This window comes from Psychroserpens ponticola (genome assembly GCF_023556315.2).
Lineage (GTDB): Bacteria > Bacteroidota > Bacteroidia > Flavobacteriales > Flavobacteriaceae > Psychroserpens > Psychroserpens ponticola.
In genome coordinates, this window is record NZ_CP116221.1 from 989,296 (window position 1) to 1,009,822 (window position 20,527).

Here is a 20,527-nt window from a genome sequence, read left to right on the forward strand (position 1 = left end):
TAAAACTTATGTGTAAAGGAACTACCGTTTTAAAGTGAAATGACCTTTTATTTGTTTACCAGTCCTTAAATTTATAATGTACCAATAATCATTAGTTCCTAGAGCTTTTCCGTTATAAGTACCATTCCAAGCTACAGCATTTCCTATGATATGTTTCAGAAGCTTACCATATCTGTCAAAAATATAGACATCTTTGATGATGTTATTTCGGTCGATAATTTTCCATGTATCTTTAAAACCATCTTCGTTTGGTGTTAAAAACTTCGGAATAAATAAATCTATTGTTATTTCAAAAAATATAGATTTTGTAATACATCCACCAATTTCTCTAACATATAAAATATAAGTGCCTTCAGGTAAATTTGAAAACACATTACTAGTTTGAAAGTCTAAACCATTCAATGAATATTCATAAGTAACAGAAGGGTCATTCATATTAACTGTAAGAGTTTCATTTAAGGTTTCAATATTCGATTCAGTAAGACTGAAGTCTGAAGATGAAATAATCGTAACCGTAAAACTCGTTTCGTTAGTACAAATATCAGGAGCCGTTCCTGTTTCATTATAGATAAAAATAGTCTGATCAGAACTGATTACATCACCAGCATTAAACGTTGTTCCATTTCCACCAGTAAGAGAAAAATAAGTTCCATTAGTAAGCACAGGTAAGGTGTAATCTGTACACACAATTTGATTGGCAATGGTATCCACTAAAGGCAATCCAAGAATGGTAATTGTAAAACTCGTTTCGTTAGTACAAATATCAGGAGCCGTTCCGATTTGATTGTAAATGAATATGGTTTGCGTTGCATTTATGACATCACCAGCATTAAAGGTAGTTCCATTTCCTCCAGTTAGAGAAAAGTAGTTTCCATTAGTAAGTGTAGGCAAGGTATAATCGATACAAACATTCTGATTCGCAATGGTGTCTACTAAAGGTGTTCCGATAATCGTAACCGTAAAACTCGTTTCGTTAGTACAAATATCAGGAGCCGTTCCGATTTGATTGTAAATGAATATGGTTTGCGTTGTATTTATGACATCACCAGCATTAAAGGTAGTTCCATTTCCTCCAGTAAGAGAAAAGTAGTTTCCGTTAGTAAGTGTAGGCAAGGTATAATCGACACAAACATTCTGATTTGCAATGGTGTCTACTAAAGGTGTTCCGATAATTGTAACCGTAAAACTCGTTTCGTTAGTGCAAATATCAGGAGCCGTTCCTGTTTCATTATAGATAAAAATAGTCTGATCAGAACTGATTACATCACCAGCATTAAACGTTGTTCCATTTCCACCAGTAAGAGAAAAATAAGTTCCATTGGTAAGTGCAGGTAAGGTGTAATCTGTACACACAATTTGATTGGCAATGGTATCCACTAAAGGCAATCCAAGAATGGTAATTGTAAAACTCGTTTCGTTAGTACAAATATCAGGAGTCGTTCCGATTTGATTGTAAATGAATATGGTTTGCGTTGTATTTATGACATCACCAGCATTAAAGGTAGTTCCATTTCCTCCAGTTAGAGAAAAGTAGTTTCCATTAGTAAGTGTAGGCAAGGTATAATCGACACAAACATTCTGATTTGCAATGGTGTCCACTAAAGGCGTTCCAACAACAGTAACCGTAAAACTCGTTTCGTTAGTGCAAATATCAGGAGCCGTTCCTGTTTCATTATAGATAAAAATAGTCTGATCAGAACTGATTACATCACCAGTATTAAACGTTGTTCCATTTCCACCAGTAAGAGAAAAATAAGTTCCATTAGTAAGCACAGGTAAGGTGTAATCTGTACACACAATTTGATTGGCAATGGTATCCACTAAAGGCAATCCAAGAATGGTAATTGTAAAACTCGTTTCGTTAGTACAAATATCAGGAGCCGTTCCGATTTGATTGTAAATAAATATGGTTTGCGTTGCATTTATGACATCACCAGCATTAAAGGTAGTTCCATTTCCTCCAGTAAGAGAAAAGTAGTTTCCGTTAGTAAGTGTAGGCAAGGTATAATCGACACAAACATTCTGATTTGCAATGGTGTCTACTAAAGGTGTTCCGATAATTGTAACCGTAAAACTCGTTTCGTTAGTGCAAATATCAGGAGCCGTTCCTGTTTCATTATAGATAAAAATAGTCTGATCAGAACTGATTACATCACCAGCATTAAACGTTGTTCCATTTCCACCAGTAAGAGAAAAATAGTTTCCATTGGTTAGTGCAGGTAAGGTGTAATCTGTACACACGATTTGATTGGAAATGGTATCCACTAAAGGCAATCCAAGAATGGTAATTGTAAAACTCGTTTCGTTAGTACAAATATCAGTAGCCGTTCCGATTTGATTGTAAATGAATATGGTTTGCGTTGTATTTATGACATCACCAGCATTAAAGGTAGTTCCATTTCCACCAGTAAGAGAAAAGTAGTTTCCGTTAGTAAGTGTAGGCAAGGTATAATCGACACAAACATTCTGATTTGCAATGGTGTCCACTAAAGGTGTTCCGATAATTGTAACCGTAAAACTCGCTTCGTTAGTGCAAATATCAGGAGCCGTTCCTGTTTCATTATAGATAAAAATAGTCTGATCTGAACTGATTACATCACCAGCGTTAAACGTTGTTCCATTTCCACCAGTAAGAGAAAAATAAGTTCCATTGGTAAGTGCAGGCAAGGTATAATCTGTACACACAATTTGATTGGCAATGGTATCCACTAAAGGCAATCCAAGAATGGTAATTGTAAAACTCGTTTCGTTAGTACAAATATCAGGAGCCGTTCCGATTTGATTGTAAATGAATATGGTTTGCGTTGTATTTATGACATCACCAGCATTAAATGCTGTTCCATTTCCACCAGTAAGAGAAAAGTAGTTTCCGTTAGTAAGTGTAGGCAAGGTATAATCGACACATACATTCTGATTTGCAATGGTGTCTACTAAAGGCGTTCCAACAACAGTAACCGTAAAACTCGTTTCGTTAGTGCAAATATCAGGAGCCGTTCCAGTTTCATTGTAAATGAATATGGTTTGGGTTGAATTAATGACATCACCAGCGTTAAACGTTGTTCCATTTCCACCAGTAAGAGAAAAATAAGTTCCATTGGTAAGTGCAGGCAAGGTATAATCTGTACACACAATTTGATTGGCAATGGTATCTACCAAAGGCAATCCAAGAATGGTAATTGTAAAACTCGTTTCGTTAGTACAAATATCAGGAGCCGTTCCGATTTGATTGTAAATGAATATGGTTTGCGTTGCATTAATGACATCACCAGCATTAAATGCTGTTCCATTTCCACCAGTAAGAGAAAAGTAGTTTCCGTTAGTAAGTGTAGGCAAGGTATAATCGACACATACATTCTGATTTGCAATGGTGTCTACTAAAGGCGTTCCAACAACAGTAACCGTAAAACTCGTTTCGTTAGTGCAAATATCAGGAGCCGTTCCTGTTTCATTATAGATAAAAATAGTCTGATCAGAACTGATTACATCACCAGCATTAAACGTTGTTCCATTTCCACCAGTAAGAGAAAAATAGTTTCCATTGGTTAGTGCAGGCAATGTGAAATCCGTACACACATCTTGATCAGCAATTGTATCTACCAAAGGCAGCGGAAGAATTGTGATCGTAAAACTACTCTCATTAGTACAGGTATCTGTAGTGACTCCATTTTCATTGTAAATAAATATGGTTTGCGTTGTATTGATAACATCACCAGCATTAAATGCTGTTCCATTTCCACCAGTTAAAGAGAAATAGTTTCCGTTGGTGAGAGGAGGTAAGGTGTATTCTGAACAAATATTTTGGTCAGGTATTGTATCTACTGCAGGTATACCAGTTATGGTTACTAAAAAACTAGATTCGTTATAACATATATCAGGAGCAACTCCGGTTTCGTTATAAATATAGATTGTCCTTGTAATTCCAACACCATCTCCAGCAAATAAAATTGCTCCACCACCATTAGGAGCTAAGAAATAATTACCATTAGTAAGAGGAGGTAAGATATATTGTGTACAAAACGTTTGATCTGCTAATGTATCAACTTCAGGATTGTTAACTACAAGTTGTACAGCAACACTTAACAAATCGCAATTACCAGAAGTCATCTCACAATAATATTGATTGCCATCAAAATTTCCAGGTATATTGTTTAGCATTAATGTCGCTGTAGTCGCACCTGAATAGTTTGCATTGTTAATAATATCTATCCAGTTTCCAGAAGCATCAAGAACTTTCCATTGATAGGTATAGGTTCCTGTGTCAACAGAAACAGTAAACATTGTGTTTCCATTCACACAAACATTCTGAGATACAGGTTGTGTTATATTTGGCAAGATGAAAGGATCTTCTGTATGCGTATTAAGATTTGAACAAATTTCATTATCTGAAAATGCCCAATCGTTAATGTCAAATGTACTTGAAGGTACAACAGCATCAGGATTTCTAACATATGTATAACCAATATTAACATCAGTATATAAAACATCAATTTGAATACCATTTTTAAGAAGTACTATTTCATCATTTGCATTAATACCAGCGCCAAGACTTAAATCAGGAACTATGCCAGGACATACATTTCCTGTGCTTCCCATTTCAATTATAAATGTATCAAATGGATTTATAGTACCTGTTAACAGAATTGAATAACTTGGTGTAGCGTTTCCAATATCACCATATCGATCAATTTGATAAACTCCATCTAAAGTGATGATATTATTTGTTGGATTATAAAGTTCAATAACACCATAACTACCACCATCAGAGTCATATACTTCAGAAATGTAGATTTCTCCACTACTTGTACTGCATTCAGATTCGGTTACAGTAAATGCATTTGCTGAAACACCTATACATCCACCAGAACTAATAAGATTTATTTGAGAAGATGCTGATAATGTCGCTGGTGCAACAGCAGTGATTTCGTTATCATTAATAATTATGAATCCGATGTCCATACCTTCTAATTGTACAGAAACAACATCTGTAAAATTAACTCCAGTTATTGTTATAAGCGTATTTTCAGGTCCTGTCGAAGGAGAGAAAACTGAAACAATTGGAGCAGGACATAATCTATTAACAGTTGTACTTGCGTTATTTTTAATCGCATTAAATGAGAAACTTTGATTAGACGCAAAAAGCGCACAAAAAAAAGCAGATATAAAAATAAAACGTTTCATTAAGTGTTATTAGGGATTAAAAATAATAATATTTAATTGGTTCTATTTTACTTGTTTAGATATACCCAACCAATATATTCGTTTTTAGTTGCATTAGTATCATTAAGATTTAAAACGTAAAAATAGGTGCCTACAGGAAGTACGTTACTGGTTTTCATTAGACCTTTATTTGCGATTCCATACCATTTGTTGTTGTTATTTCCTTCAAAAATTAAAGCACCATAGCGATTGTAGATTTTTAATTCATGATTTTGGTAATTATCATATAGCCCTTGGATGTTAAACCAATCGTTTTTTCCATCATTATTTGGTGAAAACCCTTCAGGAATTATTAACTCTCCAAGGTCAACTGAAATATCAAAAGTTAAAGACTTTGTTACACAGCCATTATTATCACTTACGTATAACGTGTGTTGTCCATTTGAAAGGTTTGTAAACATAAAGTCAGACTGAAATACTCCATTATCAATGGCGTATTCATAAGGTATTGTGTTGTCTGTCATTGTTACAGTTATAGAGTCTTCATCTATTGTAATATTACTTTCGGTTAAAGAAAAATCAACAGCAGGATAAATTGTGATATCAAAACTAGATTCGTTAGAACATATATTTGGAGAAGTTCCTATTTCATTATAAATATAAATGGTTTGCGATGCTGAAATTAAATCACCAGCATTTAATTGTGTTCCTGCGCCATTAGTTGAAGTGAAATAGTTTCCGTTGGTTAACATTGGAAGCGTATAATCAGAGCAAATGTCTTGACTAGAAATTATATCAACTATGGGAACTTGGTTGATGGTGATATCAAAACTACTTTCATTCGAGCATGTATCAGGCGCAGTTCCTATTTCTATATATATGTAAATTCTTTGGGATGTAGTAATCACATCACCAGCATTTAAAGATGTGCCGTTTCCACCTGATGCAGTAAAGTAATTTCCATTGATTAATGCAGGTAAGGTAAATTCTGAACAAGCTGTGTCATCGTTTAGAATATCTACAGTAGGCGTTCCACTAATAGTAACCGTAAAACTAGATTCGTTAGAACATATATCAGGAGCAACTCCTGTTTCGTTATAAATATAAATTGTTTGTGTTGAAGAAATAACATCTCCAGCATTCAAAGTTGTTCCTGTGCCATTAGCTTCAGGAAAATAAGTACCATTGATTAATGTAGGTAAAATATATTCTGTACAAACGGTTTGATCTTCTATGGTGTCAACAGCTGGTGGATCTGTGATGGTAACTGTAAAACTAGACTCGTTAGTACAAGTTCCAACACTGTTGAAAATGAAAATTGTTTGTGTTGTAGTAATGACATCACCAGCATTTAATTGTGTTCCAGAGCCATTGGCTAATGTAAAGTAGTTGCCATTTGTTAAATCAGGAAGCGTATAGTTTTCACAAACATTTGCGTCTGCTAAATCATCAACTTCTGAAGTAAAAACGAATAATTGTGCAGCATTACTAGCAAGCTCACAATTAGCAGAAGTTATTTCACAATAGTATTGGTTTCCGTTAAAAGTGATAGGTACATTTATCAAGTTTAATGTATTAGTTGTTGCTCCAGAGTAAATAGCATTGTTAGTCACATTTACCCAGTTCCCCGAAGCATCAAGTGTTTTCCATTGGTAAGAAAACGTTCCGCTATCTACAGAAACTGTAAATGATGTTGGATCGTTAGCACACATGTTTTGTGACATAGGATGTATGATTTCTGGTGTTTCAGAAGATGTCGGATCTGCAGTATGCATTCCTAAATCAGTACACATTTCAAAACTATCGATCAACCATTCTGTAGCATTAAAAGTGTTACTTGGAGCAACAGCATTAGCATTTCTTATAATCGTATACCCTTTTTCATCAGGAGCATGTACAATATCTATTAAAACATTGTTTTTAAGAAGTTTGAATTCATCATTTTCATTAAACCCAGTAGCGGTTTCGAGATCAGTTGCAATACCACAATCAGTACCAGTATTTCCAAGTTGAATATTATATGTTTGTTGAGGACCAACAGTATTTACAAGAGGAATTGTAATACTTGGAGCAGCGTTTCCAATATCGCCATATCGTTCTACAGTGTAGATACCATCTAGAGTAATTGTTGTATTTGTTGGATTGTAAAGTTCTATAATACCATAACTACCAGTTTCTGAATCAAAAATTTCAGAAATATATAATTCACCTGTAAAACATTCTGAAGAAATAAAAGTAAAATTAGTTGCAGCATCTCCAGTACAACCTCCAGTGCTAGTGATAGAAATGGTAGATGTTTCTGCTATTCCAGCAGGAACAAGTGCAGTAATTTCATTAGCATTAATGATAGTGAATGACGCTTCTGTTCCGTCGAAAGTTACAGAAGCTGCGGTATCAAAATCACTTCCTTGTATCGTGATTAAAGTGTTTTCTGGACCACTACTTGGCTGGTAAGACGTTAAGATTGGTGCAGGGCACAATACATTAAGACTAGATGAGTCTGAAGAATTTGATAAATTTATTGCATCAATATGATTGATTGACAAAAAAAAATATAAAAGAATAAGAATTGAGGTGTTTGGTTTCATAGCTATAAAATGTGTAGCAAATTAAAGAATATTTCTATATTTCTATGTTATTCTAGTGTTACTTTTAATTAACAAAAGAAAATGTAATCGTTCATTACTGCCATATTTATAGATTCTAAATATAATTTGATGATTTCCTGTTCCTTTGAATTGGCAACAGTTATAATGCTTTGCGGATTTCGGAGCGTTTTTAAGTGTTCGAAATTGTATAATTTTACATCATAAATATGCTTGCCAATTTTTTTCGGATTATCACATATCCATATAAAGTCGACACCAGCTTTTTGTAAAAGTTTTGCTGTAGTTTTTCCTTTTTGACCTGCTCCCCAAACTGTTAGAGGTCTTAAAGCATTGTAATTAAGTTCTAAAAAGTAATGTAATTTAATGCTAAGAAAATGATTGTCGGCATAATTACTATCAGTTCTTGAAGCTCTTGTACTATAATCTCTCCAGTAATGTAGAAGACTATTACTTGGAATGCATTTGATGTTGTTTTTATAGCATCGAAATGCCAAGTCATAATCTTCTGGATAGCGTTCAGGATTAAATGCGTCACAAGCGATTAAATCTTCTCGATGTAGCATCCAGCATGGCGATGGGATGACACATTCTTTGTAGATGTCAGAATAATTAGTTCCATTTTTTGTAAGTGTGTTTAACCAAGATTCGTATTTGGCATACCCATTACCAATACCAGTTTCACTAAAGTATTTTACTAAGCCTAAAGCCATGTGTTTTTTGCCATGTGTTTGTAAATCATTTAACATTATGGCTAATTTCTCGGGATGCATAAGATCATCACTATCCATTCTTGTGACGTAAGTTCCTGAGCTTTTATCAAAGGCTAAACGTAATGCATTTATAATTCCAGTATCTGAGTTTTTAAATAATTTGATACGCGAATCTTTTTGAACAAATTGATTTACAACAGCATAACTATTGTCTGTTGAGTTATCATCTACTATTAATAATTCCCAATCTCTATACGTTTGTTGAATGATAGATTCTAAACATTCTGGTAAAAAAATAGATGAGTTTTTAAAAGGAGTAAGAATACTTATAACTGGTTTAGACATACGGCTAAAATACAACATCTATTTTAACAAAACCTTTGCTAAATTAAGTATTGCCTATTGTAATTTTGTGCGTTAAAAAAAATATTATGAAGCACATTTTAGTTGTAGCAACATTTAGTATATTACTTTTTGCTTGCGGAACTTCCAAAAGCGACATTAGTGACTTAGCTTATAAAAACCCTGTAGCTGCATCAATTGATTTAACTAAAGTTGTAGATGATAAAGCTCCTGTAACTATAAATCCAGGCCGCTTCATATTAGATACAGTGATTTATAGAATGCCCAGAATTATTCAAGGCAGTTATGCTGTTGAAGATTTTGGGAAATATATTGAAGATTTAAAGGCCTTTGATTATAGTGGAACTATTTTGCCTGTTGTTAGAATAAATGATAACACCTGGCAAATTGCTAATGCAACACGATTAGATAAACTAGAATACTTAGTTAATGATACATTTGACCTTGAAAATCATGCGAATTCTAGAGAAGAAATACCTTTTTCACCTGGAGGAACTAATATTTCACCAGAAAATTATGTATTGAATTTACACGGATTTATAGGTTATTTTGATGCACTTAAAAATGCACAATATACATTAGATATAACAGCACCAGCAATTTTTGAACGTACATCAGCATTGCAAAGTACCAACTTAAAATCTAGTCCTGATGGCACAAAAATTACAACAAGTTATTTTGCGCCTCGTTATTTTGACATCACTGATAATCCAATGATGTACGGTAACTTAGATGTTGAAGAATTTATGGTTGGAGATGTTAAAATTGTTTTAAGTGTGTATTCGCCAAATAGTAAACATAAAGTATCGACTTTGAAAGCTACTGTTTCTAAAATGATGGAAGCTCAAATAGCGTATTTAGGAGATATGAATGCAACATCACGCTATGATATTTATTTGTATTTAACAGATAGGAGCGAAGGTCAGCCCAAAGGTATAGGCGCATTAGAACATCATACTTCAACAGTTGCCGTTTTGTTAGAAAATAGTACTGAAGAACGTTTGGCGAAATCTGTAATTGATATTGTTGGACATGAGTTTTTTCATATTGTAACACCTTTAACTGTACATTCTGAAGATGTGCACTATTTCGATTATAATGAGCCAACCTTTTCTAAACATTTATGGATGTATGAAGGCGTAACTGAATATTTTGCGCAGCATTTTCAGGCGTATCAAGGTTTGATTACATCAGAAGATTATTATAAAGTAGTGAATTCAGAAATTCATAGGTCTAGAGGTTATTACGATGATGAAATGAGTTTTACTGAAATGAGTGAGAATATTTTAGAAGAACCTTTTAAATCAAATTATGGTAACGTATATGAAAAAGGACCTTTATTAGGAATGTGTCTGGATATTTTATTGAGAGAAGAAAGCAATGGGAATAGAAGTATGCTTAGCTTAATGAAAGAATTATCAAACATATACGGAATAGAAAAACCGTTTAAGGATGATTTACTAATTGATGAAATTATTGATATGACATACCCTTCAATTGGTGAGTTTTTTAAGACACATATAGTTGGTGCAACTCCAATAGATTATAGCACATTTTTAGAAAAAGTTGGTTTGACCTTTGAAGAAACACGTGTTGAAATAGGGCTAATACAATCTGGAGCTGGATCAGTTTTCGAGGCAGATAAAGACAAAGGAATTGTGTTTTTCTCTTCTAATGTTAAAGATAATAGCTTTTGGGTGAAAAATGGTGTCAATGAAAATGATATTGTTAAATCTGTAAATGGAAAAGCAGCAACTATCGAAAATGCTAGGGTTATTTTAATACAACTTTATGGTGCAAAAATTGGAGATGATATTCATTTGGTTATCGATCGCAATGGAGAAGAAATTATTATAAAAACAAAATTGACTCAAGCGTATTCCACTAAAAAGAATATTGTAGAAAATAGCAAAGCTACTTCTGCTCAAATTAAGATTCGTAAAGCTTGGTTAAATAATGCTTCAAATACAGAAATGCTTGATGAAAAAAGTAAATCCGAATAAGGTTTTTTAAAAGCCTTCAAATACACCTAAACCAAATAAAGCAAAATCGTATTTGGTAGGATCAATTGCATCTAATTTGCGAAGAGAGATATCTAATTCAGCTAAAGCCTTACCATCATTTTGTTTGCGTTTTAGTAATCCTAATTTACGAGCTACATTACCAGAATGCACATCTAAAGGACAAGATAGAAGTGAAGGGTTGATGTGTTTCCAAATCCCAAAATCCACACCATTTTGATCTTGTCTTACCATCCACCTCAAGTACATGTTGATGCATATAAATTATGCAGCATAGTATTTAATCAAAATGAAGCAATTCCTCTTTGTTAACTCTTATAGGCATACTGTGATGTTTGTAGAACTTATCAAAGTATTCATTAAAATTGGCATCTGATTTTAGGAAGTGTTTATTAGAAGACTTATACCCCTTCCAAACATTTAGACCTTCAGCATATTCATAAGATTCAAGAGTATTTTCATAATTAACACATGCAAATCTGTCTAACTGTTGGGTGGCAGCATAAGATATATGTTCTTGAAACCCTTTATATTTAATTCTAAAGATGAATCTGCCATTCTTTTTTAGCGGTCGGTATTCAACATCAACACGTTCTATAAGCTGTTGTACAGCTAGTTTAATAGCTTCAAATCCAGCGTTGAGGTTGAAACCCTCTATAGTTCTGTTAACTCTATTTAAGCGGTTGTTATCGGTTTGTATTTTCAATTCAGATTCAACTTGTTCCAAAGATTCTTTATACGAAACAACTTTGTTTTTTGTTTCTTTGTATTTAGCTTTTAACCTAGTATCATCTGATAAATCATCGTCACCAAACAACAAATTAAACGCTTTTGTCTCTTGTTTTTCTGCTGTCTTAATCTTACTCTTTAACTCATTCTTTTTAAAAGTTAACGTATCTATTTCAACAGTGTCAACTTCAATGTTATTGAGATGTTTCTGAAGGTCTTTGCTAAGGAATAAATGCTTAATGATGAACGTTTCAAAACGAGGAATATTAAAACCTTTGCTGGTTTTACAAATATGAAGTGGTGCTTGTTTTCCAGAACATATATACTGATTCCGCCTATCGGATAATCTCCTTTTGCCTTTGTACATCTTACTACAATCATGACAATAAATCAGACCATTCAATAAGTATTTGTAAATAGGTTTCTTGCCTGATTTAGTCCTTTTGTTTTTTTTCAAATTCTCCTGGACTTTATCGAATTCATCTAGTGTGACTAAAGCTAGATGTGGCAACTCTATTTCTTCCTTATTCCAAACATGGAAACCAGCATATAACTTTTTCTTTAAGATTCCATGTACTGTTGAACCCCACCAAACCTTATTCTTTTGTTTAACTTTTCTACCAGTACTCGAATCTATGGTGGTGGTGCTTTTATCAAGTGTAGCAAACCTTGTTGGTATATTCAAATCATTTAATTTTTTGGCAATGCTATATACCCCTAAACCCTCTAATGACCATTTAAATATATCTTTGACTACTTTTATCTCATTAGGCTCATGTATCATATAACCATCTTCATCTTTAGTAATTCCATATGGTCTTATGCCATGGACTTTACCTTTAAGAGCATTACGATAGAATGCAACCTTAACAGCATCAGAAGTTTTATCAGAATGCATTTCATTAAATATGGATAGTAAGTTTGCCATCGCTCTATTGGTTGTTGAATCAAGGTCATAAAATTTGCCATCAGGAAACCATTGAACACCAGCATTTAGAACTGTAGAAACGAAGTAACGCCATGTATCTGGATTCCGTTCTATTCTGTCTTGATGTATTGCAAATACATGTGTGATTTTTCCAGATTTAACATCACCAATAAACCTATGAAACTCATCACGAGCAATAATATCTGCTTTACCAGAAACATTTATGTCTTTATAAACCTCATAAAGCATGCCCATTTCATTTGCGAAACCAATACCACGTTCTTCTTGATATTCTATACTGGTGTCTTTTCCTTCTTCTTTATCACCAGAAATTCTACAATAAATTCCAACCATAAATAATATTTACTTTAAAGATAATTAAATAAATTAATTGTAGAGTTAAGGCTGCTTAAAACATTTGCTCTAGCACGTATCCGCTAGAATGATTCTACGGTAGGACACTTCCTCTTATTATCCTAAAAACCCAAGTTCTCATTGCGCTAACTGTATATGGCCAACAACGTATCGCACCTTGCTATGTATATATAGGTGCTCCCTCTCGATTGCAAACCGACCTATATTTAATTTGTGCACCATTTACAAGTATTTAAAAGAAGTGTGTCATCTGCGGTTCACCTTTATTTTACTGGAAATTAAAATTTTTTTCTAAAAATGTGTGTCACAGGTGAACTTTTAGGTTTTCGATGATATTTAAATTATAGAGGGTTGTAATTAACATCTCTTTATATGGGACAATTATGTTCAAATAACAAATGCACTAAATATAAATATTATGAAATATGAAACAATTAAAAAGTTTACTAAATCAGTTAATAAAAGTAGAAGTTCTATCTATCGTTTTTATGTTAAACGTCCTGACCTATTTACTGAAACGAAACTCCAAAACAGAAAAAGGTTAATTCCTGAATCACACCTAAAATATTTTGATATTGAAATTATGCACGATGAGTATAATCAAGTTTGTAATGAAAATAAAAGTATGCGTAACCTCATCGATGGTTTAATGGATAAAGATTCATTGTGTAAAGAACTATGGTATATGCCTTGGTCATACTTTGTAACAATTTCCTATAAATTAGATAGAGACCAAAAATCTTGTAGTAGGCTGATAAGAGCATTAAATGATGACCTTGTAGAAAGATATCCAGAAACAACAATTAGAATGTTTTTCACAACAGAAACTTATAATAATCGTAATGGTCATCACAACCATTTAGCCTTATATGTTGGGGATGAAAGTTTACACTTAGATGTTATACAAGATATTCTACAATTCTTTTCTTTTGATAGAGTGGATTACGGAAAGTACGACCCATTTAAAGCTGGACTGTTTTATATGAGCAAAGATGGATTGGTTAATGAAGATTGGGATTTATTTGGTAACGACATAGAATTAAAAATTAAAAATGAAAATACGAGTCACACAACAACAGTTTGAACTGCTAATAAAGAACATGCACCTAATTAAAGGCTTACAACTTACTATGAGTGGTAAAACCGCTAAACGGGTGTTGCCTAAAAAGCTAGATTAATCTTCATGTTAGCGTATCAAAATCCAAAGTGTATCATTTTAAATCTATTAACACATTAAATGATACGCTAATAATGTATCATTTTTAGTCTTTGATTATTTTTATTACAGTAGTTATAGAATCAAAAGATAGTTCAAGAAAATAAACTCCTGAATTCAATGATGATAAATCAATGCGACTACTATGCTGTAATGTAATAACTTCCTCTCCTAATAGATTGAATATTCTAATTTTTGTATTAGTGTTACCGTTGTGAATAAAAAGGTGGTTTGTCACAGGGTTTGGATAAACTTTAAGACCATCCAATTCATTATCGACTAAATCTAATGTTGAGCAATCTAAACCATCATCCGTAATAGTCCAATTAAAGTCATTTATAATTGAATTTCTTGCATTTTCTCCATTACAATAGTTTGATAACCCCCCATCGAAGAGTACATTAGTTTGTAGATTTTGCGACGCCCATCCTATTAATATACTATCATAGATTGATGTTGAAAGTTCCACTCCTTCAAACATACGATTCATATCTTGAACATTAGAAACATCCCAATCTCCTATATTTTGGTTAAATGATAAAGCAGTATCAAACATTCTAGCCATAGTAGATACAGTGCTTGTGTCCCAACCTCCTATATCTTGGTTAAATGATTCGCATTTATAAAACATTGAAGTCATATCTATTAAAGAGGTTGTATCCCAACCTCCTATATCTTGGTTAAATGATTCAGCTAAAAAAAACATTAAGTATGTAGTTGTGACAGTGCTTGTATCCCAACCTCCAATATCTTGGTTAAATACAGTTGCGTTAGCAAACATTCCCGCCATGTCTTGAACATTAGAAACATCCCACCCTCCAATATCTTGATTAAATACATCAGTAAAACTCAACATATTTCTCATATCTGTAACAGTTCCTGTATCCCAACCACCAATATCTTGGTTAAACGCTCTAGCCCCAGTAAACGTAGAATTCATACCTATAACAGAGCTTGTGTCCCAATCTCCAATATCTTGGTTAAATACAGTAGCATCTCGAAACATAGAATTCATATTTGTAATGGCGCTTGTATCCCAACCACCAATATCTTGATTAAATGTATTAGCACCGTTAAACATATTCTGCATACCTGAACCTATAACAGAGCTTGTGTTCCACCCTCCAATATCTTGGTTAAATGCATTAGCACCCCTAAACATTGATTCCATATTAGCAACCGAGCTTGTATCCCAATCTCCAATATCTTGATTAAATGCACTAGCACCACTAAACATTGATTCCATATTTGTAACCAAATTTGTATCCCAACCACCAATATCTTGATTAAATGTATTAGCACCGCTAAACATATTTCTCATACTTGTAACCGAACTTGTGTCCCAACCTCCGATATCTTGGTTAAAAGATTGACGACCAGAAAACATAAAACTCATACTTGTAATGGTGCTTGTGTCCCAGTTTGAAATATTGCCATAAGTAGCTTCTGCCAAATTCGTTTGAGTAAACCACAAACTAACAGCAGCGTATATATTGCTGTCAGTAATAGGAGTTAAAGGGCAGTCCAAACCACCATCTGTAATATTCCAATTAAAGTCATTTATAATAGAGTTTCTTGCTGTTTCTCCATTACAGTAGCTTGATACCCCCCCTTCGAAGGGTACATTAGTTTGCAGAGTTTGCGATGCCCATCCGATTAATATACTATCATAAATTGATGTAGAAAGTTCCACTTCGTCAAACATGAAACTCATATCTTGAACATTAGAAACATCCCAACTACCTATGTCTTGGTTAAATGAGTAAGTAGCATCAGGGTCAGTAAATTCGTCGAAATAGAATTGAAACATTCTACTCATATCTGTAACGGAGCTTGTATCCCAACCTCCAATATCTTGATTAAAAGCTCTGGCATCAGAAAACATTTCACTCATATTTGTAACAGAGCTTGTGTTCCAACTTCCTATATCTTGATTAAAAGTAAAGCACTCACCAAACATATATGTCATATTTGTAACTGAGCTTGTATTCCAACCTCCTATATCTGGAATAAAGCCACCCGAAAAGATAAACATTCCACTCATATCTGTAACGGAACTTGTGTCCCAACTTTCAATTCCTAAAGCTATGGCACTACTTTCAAACATAAAACTCATATCTGTAACCGCGCTTGTATTCCAACTTCCAATATCTTGATTAAATGATTCAGCATTCCGAAACATATCACTCATATCCGTAACGGAGCTTGTATCCCAATTACCAATATCTTCGTTAAATGATTCAGCAAATAAAAACAACTCACTCATATCTGTAACCGAACTTGTATCCCAGTTTGAAATATTGCCATAAGTAGATTCTGCCAAGGGCTGGTCAGAAAGCCACAAATCAACAGCTTCGTTTATGTTGGCGTCAGTAATGGGTGTCTGTGCTTGTAGAAAAGTAATTGTGAATAATAATATTAATGTAGCTAATAAATTTTTCATATTGATTAATTCAAAGTTATTTGATGTGGTCTTATAAGTCACTAAAAACATGTAAATTAAACAAAATTATTAAATATTATTAAAGGTTTCCCGTAATACACAATTACTAATTAATAGATTAAAACTATAATAATTGTAATTATAATAGTTTTTAGCTATATTTGATATGTAAATTTTAAGATATGGAAATAGCATTAATCATTAGTAGGTGTTCTACTACCGAGAGTAAACAAGATGTTACTCGTCAGAGTGAAGAGTTGAGGTGTAATTATGGTAACACTTACCAAATCATTAAGGAGTTTAGCTACTATAAAAGTGGAACTAAAAATGATGCGGTTAATGATGATATATTGGAATATGCTATTACCAACAATGTGAAGCACATAATAGCATCAGAAACATCCAGGATATCACGTAAAATATCATCATTTGCCTTGTTCCTAGAGAAGTGCAATGAAAACAAAATAAATATTATTATCGACAATTATAAGCTACATACACTGCTTGAAAATGGAGAGGTGAATGGCATGGTCCAAACGATGCTAAGTATTGCATCTACCTTTGCTATGGCTGAATTAAGATTAATTAAGAGTCGTCTTGATAGTGGTAGAGCCAAATATATTAAAGAAGGTGGTAAGCTTGGTCGTAGAGTAAATTCCACAAAAAATTCCAAACAATTATTGACCGAGCATTCAGATATCGTAAAGTTTGTAAAGCAGAATCAGTCCATAAGAAACATAATGACCCTAACGGGTAAGTCTAGCGGTACAGTTCAGAAAGTCCGAAAACTGGTGTTAGAACCTGCTTAATTAAATATAAAAAATTGCTAATATGATAATGTACAAAGGGAAAATACGAATAGAGGGTGTTGGAACGGCAGTTGAAGTTTCAACCTCAGCAAGTAGTCCGTCTTCAGCTAAGAAAATCATCGAGAATCTTTACCGAGTGAAACATTGGGTGAAGCAAATGAGCAGATATTAAAAATAAATATTATAAAAAATGAATACACAAGAATTAGCAAACGTGATTAGAGTATTGAATGATAACATTGTAGGACTTACCGATGAAATAAATTATTTAAGAAATGATTTAGAGAAAAATATTGAAGAAGGTGAAAAATTAAGATTTAGATTATCTGAATTAGAATCTACCTTATAGACAAAAGCTTTATTAAAAATAATAGAGTAATCATCAAAACGCCTCAAATACACCCAACCCAAATAATGCAAAGTCGTACTTTACAGGGTCCATCGAGTCTAATTTACGTAACGATGTATCAAGTTCAAGTAAGGCTTTAGCATCATTTTGCTTTCGTGTTAATACACCTAGCTTTCTGGCAACATTACCAGAATGCACATCCAAAGGACACGACAGAATTGACGATGGAATAGTTTTCCAAATCCCAAAATCCACACCAGAATTATCTTTTCTAATTAACCACCTGAGCATCATATTTATTCGTTTACATGCCGAACCTTTATTTGGGTCACCAACATGTTTTTGGGTTCTTACTTGATGGTCCAATGAAAAGAATATTTGTTTAAACTCATGAATAGCTGGTTGGATACTATCCTGAGTCACATTCTTCTGGAATATAGACTCCATGCCACCATAATTAGTATATATATTATTTAGAGCTTTAATGAAATATTTAAAATCTTCTGCATTAAACGTACGGTGAACAAAGCCATCGAATTTATCTAAGTCCGAATCTTTATGATTCATAATAAAATCGAATGGTGAATTACTTAATAACTGCATCATCCTGTCAGCGTTTTTAATTATCATTTTACGGTTTCCCCAAGCGATGGTAGCTGTTAGAAATGCAGATATTTCAATATCTTCTTTTAACTGGTAACGATGTGGTATTTGGATAGGGTCACTCTCAATAAACTTTGGGTTATTGTATATTGATACTTTGGATTCTAGGAATTCTTTTAGTTCGGATTGAATCAATTATCAAATTATTTTTTATGGATGTTTTATAGCTATTGAAAATTTAACAAGTTAGCTAATCTCTTATACAGCGTACAGACATACCATAATTTTGTGGATATTGGCCCCCATAGAAGTCATCATGAAATGTCGATAATAAATGAAACCAATTGTGCTGAGGATTCATATTGTCCAACGTAGAACTCCAAAACCAACCCGATTTTCCTTTTAAATTAAAGACAAAGCCATTAGTTCCGTCGACTAATCCAGCTGGAAGACCAGTAAAACCACTACTGTTGGTAGCACCTGTGTTTTCTAAATCCCATAAAGACGACGTGCTTTTTAATTTACCTCCCGCTTCAGAAGCCCCTCCTAAATATTCACTTAAAACTTCCCACTCTGTGTCACTTGGTACATGCCAACCTTCAGGAGCTAAACCTCGTGAGTCATTTACTGCGTAGGCGTTGTATAATTTACCATAAACTAAACCGTTTGTAGAATTATTAGCATAATAGCACCAAGCGCCTGTAGTAAGGTTTGACCAAGTTGTTAGGTCTGTTACTTGTGGGATAGGGTCACCATTTCGATACATACTAACATCAAGGTTTTTTAACATCCATTCTTGTGTCCCTATAACCACCGTTTCTATATCGTTATTTACAATTACTGCATTCCCAATACCGGTGCAACCAGCTTCGTCTGAAACTGTAACTGTATAAGTTCCTTCTGTTAAATTAGTTATTGAATTGTTGGTGCTTCCATTATTCCATAAATAAGTATAGGGCGGCTGTCCGCTAGAAATTATTGCCGTTGCACTATTACTAGTAGTGGTTGTGGTAACCTCTAAACATTCCCTTTGCAGTGTAACATAGCGACATGTAATGCATCCATTGGCGTCTCTTAAACAAACTTCATAACCACCATCTTCGTAATTATTAGGGAATATTGGGTAAGTTCTAATCTCTGTTTCAACCAAATAAAGATAAGGGCTTATACCTTCATTAATATCTTCTATCACAATTGTTCCATCATATTGCATTACTGGTGTAAACGCAATAAAAGTTGCAGAACAATCAAATGGTGTGAGATTTGGCGTTGGGTCTTCTTCTGAAGTAACTGGGTTTAATATAGGTGTATCTTCAGGGTAAGGTAAATCCGAAGGTAAAAGCTCTGATGAAAAGGCATCTGAAGGTATGAAAGCTGAAGCTATTGCTAAAGCGAATGTAGTCGCTATTAATGGAGCTGCAATTGCCGCAGCTGCAACTGTTCCTATTCCTGCAAATATACCTATAGTAACTCCGCCTGCGATAGCACTTCCAGCTTCAACAATAAGAATACCAGATAACAAAGCTCCAATATTCCAACCTACATCAGAAGAAAATCTATTCTCACTATTAAAAGGAGTTTCCAGATTTACTCCATAAATAATCTCAGAGCTATTATTGCTCCAATCATATTGATGAAAAGAAACGCTCATATGAGTATTACTAGGATAGTCATATTTTATAACAACATCCGATTTCACCCCATTAACCGAGGTGTAAGCATTAGTAATTCTACTTGTTAATGGGTCAACAATTAAATTTACAATAGTATCGTTATTAACCTTTTGATACGTTAGTGTATTTATCGTCGTTGGATTATTGTCTCCATCAAAATGACCATAAAAATTAAAAGTCCCATTAGAATCTTTATGTTGTGCTTGTAATGCATCTGCATTAAAATCGCCAGTTTGATTCTTATAAACAGTTAAATTAGAGTTTGTTGATTCATCAGTACTATCAGTACTATCATCTTTTGAGCATGATAGAACTATTATAAAAATTGAAATTACTAATAATGCTAATCTAAATAATTGCTTCATAATATCTTACATTTAGAGTGTTAGGTATATTCTAAAGATATAAAAAACGAATTAATATGATAATAAAATTGGGTAATTATCGTTCATTCAATTGATTTAATAAAAAATAAACTTAAACACTCTGAATATAGTTCTATTTATATCACTTTCTTATAAGTTATGAGTATTGCATATGCA

Annotated in this window: 12 protein-coding genes and 1 pseudogene; 5 read left to right on the forward strand and 8 right to left on the reverse strand. The window is 33.4% G+C overall.

The window, feature by feature from the left end:
- Positions 1-21: 21 nt before the first annotated feature.
- The 3 genes from MUN68_RS04415 to MUN68_RS04425 form a co-directional block, all read right to left on the reverse strand.
- Entirely contained in the window at positions 22-5,178 is a 5,157-nt protein-coding gene (locus MUN68_RS04415) for a T9SS type B sorting domain-containing protein (RefSeq protein WP_272792401.1), read from the reverse strand.
- 47 nt (positions 5,179-5,225) lie between these two features.
- Positions 5,226-7,745 carry a T9SS type B sorting domain-containing protein gene (locus tag MUN68_RS04420; RefSeq protein WP_249997156.1) on the reverse strand — a complete coding sequence of 840 codons (2,520 nt, stop codon included), beginning with the start codon at positions 7,743-7,745 and terminating at the stop codon, positions 5,226-5,228.
- Between the two features lie 68 nt (positions 7,746-7,813).
- The gene (locus tag MUN68_RS04425) at positions 7,814-8,821 is read right to left on the reverse strand and encodes a glycosyltransferase family 2 protein (protein ID WP_249997157.1); all 1,008 of its coding nucleotides are present in this window, start codon (positions 8,819-8,821) and stop codon (positions 7,814-7,816) included.
- Positions 8,822-8,907: 86 nt separating this feature from the next.
- Here MUN68_RS04425 and MUN68_RS04430 point away from each other — a divergent pair, with 86 nt between their 5' ends.
- The gene (locus MUN68_RS04430) at positions 8,908-10,842 is read left to right on the forward strand and encodes a M61 family metallopeptidase (RefSeq protein WP_249997158.1); all 1,935 of its coding nucleotides are present in this window, start codon (positions 8,908-8,910) and stop codon (positions 10,840-10,842) included.
- A gap of 6 nt (positions 10,843-10,848) precedes the next feature.
- On the opposite strand, the pseudogene MUN68_RS04435 reads toward MUN68_RS04430, so the two are convergent.
- Positions 10,849-11,115, reverse strand: a pseudogene (locus tag MUN68_RS04435) (DUF2400 family protein); the annotation flags it as partial.
- A 25-nt stretch (positions 11,116-11,140) separates the two neighbouring features.
- On the reverse strand, positions 11,141-12,871 hold the full coding sequence (locus tag MUN68_RS04440; protein ID WP_249997159.1) for a recombinase family protein: 1,731 nt from the start codon (positions 12,869-12,871) through the stop codon (positions 11,141-11,143).
- A gap of 439 nt (positions 12,872-13,310) precedes the next feature.
- Here MUN68_RS04440 and MUN68_RS04445 point away from each other — a divergent pair, with 439 nt between their 5' ends.
- Positions 13,311-13,976, forward strand: coding sequence for a hypothetical protein (locus MUN68_RS04445; protein ID WP_249997161.1), 666 nt, complete (start codon positions 13,311-13,313; stop codon positions 13,974-13,976).
- A gap of 178 nt (positions 13,977-14,154) precedes the next feature.
- On the opposite strand, the gene MUN68_RS04450 is transcribed toward MUN68_RS04445, so the two are convergent.
- Positions 14,155-16,551, reverse strand: coding sequence for a BspA family leucine-rich repeat surface protein (locus tag MUN68_RS04450; protein ID WP_249997162.1), 2,397 nt, complete (start codon positions 16,549-16,551; stop codon positions 14,155-14,157).
- A 182-nt stretch (positions 16,552-16,733) separates the two neighbouring features.
- Between MUN68_RS04450 and MUN68_RS04455 the strand changes: the two genes are divergently transcribed.
- Genes MUN68_RS04455 through MUN68_RS04465 form a run of 3 tightly spaced genes read left to right on the forward strand, consistent with a single transcriptional unit; the run spans position 16,734 to position 17,709 of the window.
- A complete protein-coding gene (locus MUN68_RS04455; protein ID WP_249997163.1) occupies positions 16,734-17,360 on the forward strand; it encodes a recombinase family protein in 627 nt (208 codons plus the stop codon).
- A 22-nt stretch (positions 17,361-17,382) separates the two neighbouring features.
- The gene (locus tag MUN68_RS04460) at positions 17,383-17,532 is read left to right on the forward strand and encodes a hypothetical protein (protein ID WP_249997164.1); all 150 of its coding nucleotides are present in this window, start codon (positions 17,383-17,385) and stop codon (positions 17,530-17,532) included.
- An 18-nt stretch (positions 17,533-17,550) separates the two neighbouring features.
- Entirely contained in the window at positions 17,551-17,709 is a 159-nt protein-coding gene (locus tag MUN68_RS04465) for a hypothetical protein (protein WP_249997165.1), read from the forward strand.
- A 33-nt stretch (positions 17,710-17,742) separates the two neighbouring features.
- On the opposite strand, the gene MUN68_RS04470 is transcribed toward MUN68_RS04465, so the two are convergent.
- Positions 17,743-18,507 carry a TIGR02757 family protein gene (locus tag MUN68_RS04470; RefSeq protein WP_249997166.1) on the reverse strand — a complete coding sequence of 255 codons (765 nt, stop codon included), beginning with the start codon at positions 18,505-18,507 and terminating at the stop codon, positions 17,743-17,745.
- Positions 18,508-18,562: 55 nt separating this feature from the next.
- Positions 18,563-20,350: a fibrobacter succinogenes major paralogous domain-containing protein gene (locus MUN68_RS04475; RefSeq protein ID WP_249997168.1), complete on the reverse strand. Its 1,788-nt coding sequence runs from the start codon at positions 20,348-20,350 to the stop codon at positions 18,563-18,565.
- Between the last annotated feature and the right edge of the window lie 177 nt (positions 20,351-20,527).